Here is a 4745-nt window from a genome sequence, read left to right on the forward strand (position 1 = left end):
TGGTGGCGCGTGCCGACGGCACGCTGGCTGCCGATGTGCGCCCGCTGATCCGCCTGTCGGTCACCGTGATCGCCGAGCAGGCTGGCCGCCGCGAGGTGGGCTCGTCGGGCGGCGGCGGCCGTTTTGGCCTCGCCTACTTTGACGACGCGATGGTGCAGACCTACGTGGACGAAGCCGTGTCGTCGGCCCTGACCAACCTCGACGCGCGACCCGCACCGGCCGGCGAGATGGTGGTGGTGCTGGGTTCGGGCTGGCCGGGCATCCTGCTGCACGAGGCCGTGGGCCACGGGCTGGAAGGCGACTTCAACCGCAAGGGCAGCAGCGCCTTTGCCGGGCGCATCGGCCAGCGTGTGGCCGCCAAGGGCGTGACCGTGCTCGACGACGGCACCATCGCCGACCGCCGCGGCTCGCTCAACGTGGACGACGAAGGTCACACCTCGCAGAAGAATGTGCTGATCGAAGACGGCATCCTGCGCGGCTACATCCAGGACTCGATGAACGCGCGCCTGATGGGCGTGAAGCCCACCGGCAATGGCCGGCGCGAGAGCTACGCGCACGTGCCCATGCCGCGCATGACCAACACCTACATGCTGGGCGGCGACAAGGCGCCCGAGGAAATCGTGGCCAGCATCAAGAAGGGCCTGTACGCCACCAACTTCGGCGGTGGCCAGGTCGACATCACCTCGGGCAAGTTCGTGTTCTCGGCGAGCCAGGCCTACTGGGTGGAAAACGGCCAGATCCAGTACCCGGTGAAGGGCGCCACGCTGGTGGGCAACGGCCCCGATTCGCTGACCCGCGTGAGCATGATCGGCAACGACATGAAGCTCGACAGCGGCGTGGGCACCTGCGGCAAAGAGGGTCAGAGCGTGCCGGTCGGCGTGGGTCAGCCCACGCTGCGCATCGACGGTCTGACTGTCGGCGGCACCGCTTAATCGACGGCCCGGGTCCCGGAGCCAGGGATTTTTCCGGGTTTCTTCACCACCGCGTAGCGCAGCAGCGTCTGCTCTCGCGCCACGGCGTGGTCCACGACCGGGCGTGGATAGGTCTTGCCCAGTTCCACGCCCGCACCCAGCAACTCCATCTCGCGCGCCAGCCAAGGCGCATGAATCGCGGCATCCGGCAGGCCCGCGATCTCGGGCAAATAGCGCCGGATGAACTTGGCCTGCGGGTCGAACTTTTCGCTCTGGCTCACCGGGTTGAAGATGCGGAAGTAGGGCTGGGCATCACACCCGCTCGAACTGGCCCACTGCCAGCCTCCGTTGTTGGCCGCCAGGTCGAAGTCGATCAGTTTCTCGGCAAAGTAGCGCTCGCCCCACTGCCAGTGGATGCCGAGGTCTTTCACCAGGAAACTCGCCACCACCATGCGCAGGCGGTTGTGCATGTAGCCGGTCTGGTTGATCTGGTGCATGGCAGCGTCCACCAGCGGGTAACCGGTGCGGCCCTCGCACCAGGCAGCGAACAGCTCCTTTCCGTGTTTGCCGTGCTCGAACTTGATGTGGTCGTACTCGGGCTTGAAGGCCTTCTCCACCACATGAGGAAAGTTGGCCAGCACCTGGTGGTAGAAGTCGCGCCAGATCAGTTCCGACAGCCACGTGCTCGCGCCCACGATCCCTTGCAGGTGCATCTGGTACGCCACCGAGGCCAGGTGGCGGATCGAGATGGTGCCGAAGCGCAGGTGCACGCTGAGGTAGCTCGGGCCTTTCACCGCGGGAAAGTTGCGCGTCTCGTCGTAGCGGTCGATGCGCTCCACAAAGTCTTCAAACAGGCGGTGCGCGCCACTGGCGCCCGTGGGCAGCGGCAGTTGCGACAGGTTGGTGGGCTCGAAGCCGATGTCGGCCAGACTCGGCACGGGTTTGACCAGAGGCGCTGGCACAGAGGCCAGCGTTCGCGCGACCTGCGCCACCGGGTAGGCTTTGAGGTGCTCAGGCGTGAGCGCCTTGAGCCAGGCGTTCTTGTAGGGCGTGAACACGCCGAACGCATTTCCCATCTGCGTGAGCACCTCGCGCCGCTCGAAGATCACATGGTCCTTGTGGCTGTGCAACAAGATGCCGGCGTGCGCGAGATCACCGAACACGTGCGCGTCGCGCGCCTTGGCCGCGGGCTCGTCGTCGTGGTTGGCAAACACCGCCTGCACCGCCAGCTGCTGCGCCAGCGCCGGCACCGCTTTGGTTGCGGGGCCGTGCATCACGATCAAACCCACGCCTTCCACGCCGTTGTCGCGACCGAGCTGTCGCAGCGCAGCGTCCAGCTCCACCAGCGATTCGCGGATGAACTCCACACGCCGGTCCGCGCGGGGCAGGGCGTCGAGGATGTCGGCGTCGAACACGAACACGCACCAGACCTGCCGGCACACCTTGAGCGCGTGGTAGAGCGCGGCGTTGTCCTCGGCGCGCAGGTCCCGGCGGAACCACATCAGGCCTTTGTCGTAGGTGTTCATGCGTCCGGGCGGGTGGTGCTGGGGGGATGGCGGTGGCCACCCCCGGGGGGTAAGGTCAGCGGCTTAAAATCGGCCGATGCCAGCTGATTTTGCCCCCATCAACCTGACCAATCATTTCCTGATTGCGATGCCCGGCCTCAGCGATGAGCTATTTGGCCGCAGCGTGGTGTTCATGTGCGAACACAGCGAACGTGGTGCGCTCGGCCTGGTGATCAACAAGCCCAGCGACATCCTGCTGCCCCGTTTGTTTGAAAAGGTCGACCTGCCCATGGGCCGCGACGACCTGCTGGAGCACCCGGTGTTCCAGGGCGGTCCTGTGCAGACCGAGCGCGGTTTTGTGCTGCACGAGGCGGTGTCGGGCGAGGGTGAATCGGTCTACGCCTCCACGTTGTCGATCCCTGGTGGTCTGGAGATGACCACCTCCAAGGACGTGCTGGAAGCCATGGCTTCGGGCGCCGGCCCGCGCCGGGTGTTTGTGTCGCTCGGCTACGCCTCGTGGGGCCAGGGTCAGCTCGAATCGGAAATCACCGAAAACAGCTGGCTCACGGTGGAGGCCGACCCTGCGGTGATCTTTGACGCACCGGTGGCCGAGCGTTACGAGCGCGCGATGGCACTGCTGGGCTTGCAGCCCTGGATGCTCTCACCCGACGCAGGCCACGCATGAGCGCACCAGCAACTGCGCCCACGACCCTTGAAGTCCCGGCGCATTGCCAGATGTTTCTTGCTTTCGACTTCGGGCTCAAACGAACCGGTGTCGCCACCGGCAACCGCATCACCCGCAGCGCCACGCCGCAGGCCACCATCAACGCAGAAGGTGACGCACGTTTCCCCTTGATCGCGCAGCGGCTCAAGGAGTGGCAGCCCGACGCGCTGGTGGTCGGCGTGCCCTACCACCCCGACGGCGCAGCGCACGAGAACACCGCGCGTGCTTTGAAATTCGCCCGCCAGCTGCGCGGGCGCCACGGCCTGCCGGTGTTTGAAGTGGACGAGCGCTACAGCACCACCGAAGCCCACAGCCTGGGCGCGAAAGACGCCGACGCTGCTTCGGCCTGCATCATCCTGGAACAATTTTTGAGGAGCCTGCCTTGACCCAGTTGAACGCGCCTTTGCCGCTGGACGCGGAGGCGCTTTACGCGCAACTCGTGCCGGCCGTGAAGGCCCTCATGGAAACCTCTGCAACGCCTGTGGTGCTCGCAGGCATCACCTCCGGCGGCGCCTGGGTGGCCGAGCGCCTGCAGCACGATCTGGCCCTGCCGGGCAGCGCCGGTGTGATCTCGTCGAGCATGCACCGCGACGACTTCGCCCAGCGCGGTCTCGCATCGAGCGCGCAGACGGTGTTGCCCTTCGATGTGAACGGCGCGCATGTGCTGCTGGTTGACGACGTGCTCTACACCGGGCGCACGCTGCGCGCGGTGATCAACGAACTCTTCGACTATGGCCGCCCGGCCAGCGTGCGCCTGGCGGTGCTGGTGGACCGGGGTGGGCGCGAACTTCCGATCGAAGCCAACGTGTGCGCCGCCCGCGTCGAGGTGCCCGCCGGCCAGTCGCTGGAACTCGCGAGAGACGACGCTGGCCGCCTGAGCTTCGTGCTGGAAACCAAGGAAACCTGACCGTGCGACGCAATCCCCAACTCAACAAGAACGGTGAACTCATTCACCTGCTTTCCACCGAGGGCCTGTCGCGCGACATCCTCACGCAGATCCTGGACACCGCCGCCAACTTCGTGAGCGTGAGCAACCGCGAGGTGAAGAAGGTGCCGCTGCTGAGGGGCAAGAGCGTGTTCAACCTGTTTTTCGAGAACAGCACGCGCACCCGCACCACCTTCGAGATTGCGGCCACGCGCCTCTCCGCCGACGTGATCAACCTGGACATCGCGCGCAGCTCCACCGCCAAGGGCGAGTCGCTGCTCGACACCATCTCCAACCTCAGCGCCATGGCTGCCGACATCTTTGTGGTGCGCCACAGCGAGTCGGGTGCGCCGTATCTGATCGCGCAGCACGTGGCGCCGCATGTGCACGTGATCAACGCCGGCGACGGGCGCCACGCGCACCCCACGCAGGGGCTGCTCGACATGTACACCATCCGCCACTACAAGCAGGACTTCACCAGGCTCTCGGTGGCCATCGTGGGTGATGTGCTGCACTCGCGCGTGGCGCGCTCCGACATCCACGCCCTGACCACGCTGGGCTGCCCCGACGTGCGCGTGGTCGGCCCGCGCACCCTCGTGCCGAGCGACCTCTCGCAGATGGGTGTGCGCGTGTGCCACACGCTGGAAGAAGGCATCAAGGACTGCGACGTGGTGATCACG

The 4745-nt window shown here is 66.2% G+C and carries 6 protein-coding genes; 5 read left to right on the forward strand and 1 reads right to left on the reverse strand.

Annotated features, from left to right (window positions below):
• Positions 1-932: metallopeptidase TldD-related protein (locus tag Q0C59_RS18735; RefSeq protein WP_291218410.1), on the forward strand; the 932-nt coding region annotated here is incomplete at its 5' end.
• Here Q0C59_RS18735 and Q0C59_RS18740 read toward each other — a convergent pair.
• Positions 929-2437 carry a deoxyribodipyrimidine photo-lyase gene (locus Q0C59_RS18740; protein ID WP_291218411.1) on the reverse strand — a complete coding sequence of 503 codons (1509 nt, stop codon included), beginning with the start codon at positions 2435-2437 and terminating at the stop codon, positions 929-931. The two genes, Q0C59_RS18735 and Q0C59_RS18740, sit on opposite strands and share 4 nt — an antisense overlap.
• 76 nt (positions 2438-2513) lie before the next feature.
• On the opposite strand from Q0C59_RS18740, the gene Q0C59_RS18745 reads away from it, so the two are divergent.
• The 4 genes from Q0C59_RS18745 to Q0C59_RS18760 form a co-directional block, all read left to right on the forward strand.
• A complete protein-coding gene (locus Q0C59_RS18745; protein WP_291218417.1) occupies positions 2514-3101 on the forward strand; it encodes a YqgE/AlgH family protein in 588 nt (195 codons plus the stop codon).
• A complete protein-coding gene (gene ruvX / locus Q0C59_RS18750; RefSeq protein ID WP_291218418.1) occupies positions 3098-3526 on the forward strand; it encodes a Holliday junction resolvase RuvX in 429 nt (142 codons plus the stop codon). Before Q0C59_RS18745 ends, ruvX begins: the two co-directional genes overlap by 4 nt.
• Positions 3523-4047: a bifunctional pyr operon transcriptional regulator/uracil phosphoribosyltransferase PyrR gene (gene pyrR / locus Q0C59_RS18755; protein WP_291218420.1), complete on the forward strand. Its 525-nt coding sequence runs from the start codon at positions 3523-3525 to the stop codon at positions 4045-4047. Before ruvX ends, pyrR begins: the two co-directional genes overlap by 4 nt.
• Positions 4044-4745: aspartate carbamoyltransferase catalytic subunit (locus Q0C59_RS18760; protein WP_291218422.1), on the forward strand; the 702-nt coding region annotated here is incomplete at its 3' end. The genes pyrR and Q0C59_RS18760, both read left to right, overlap by 4 nt.

Source organism: Hydrogenophaga sp. (assembly GCF_022844385.1).
Classification (GTDB): domain Bacteria; phylum Pseudomonadota; class Gammaproteobacteria; order Burkholderiales; family Burkholderiaceae_C; genus Hydrogenophaga.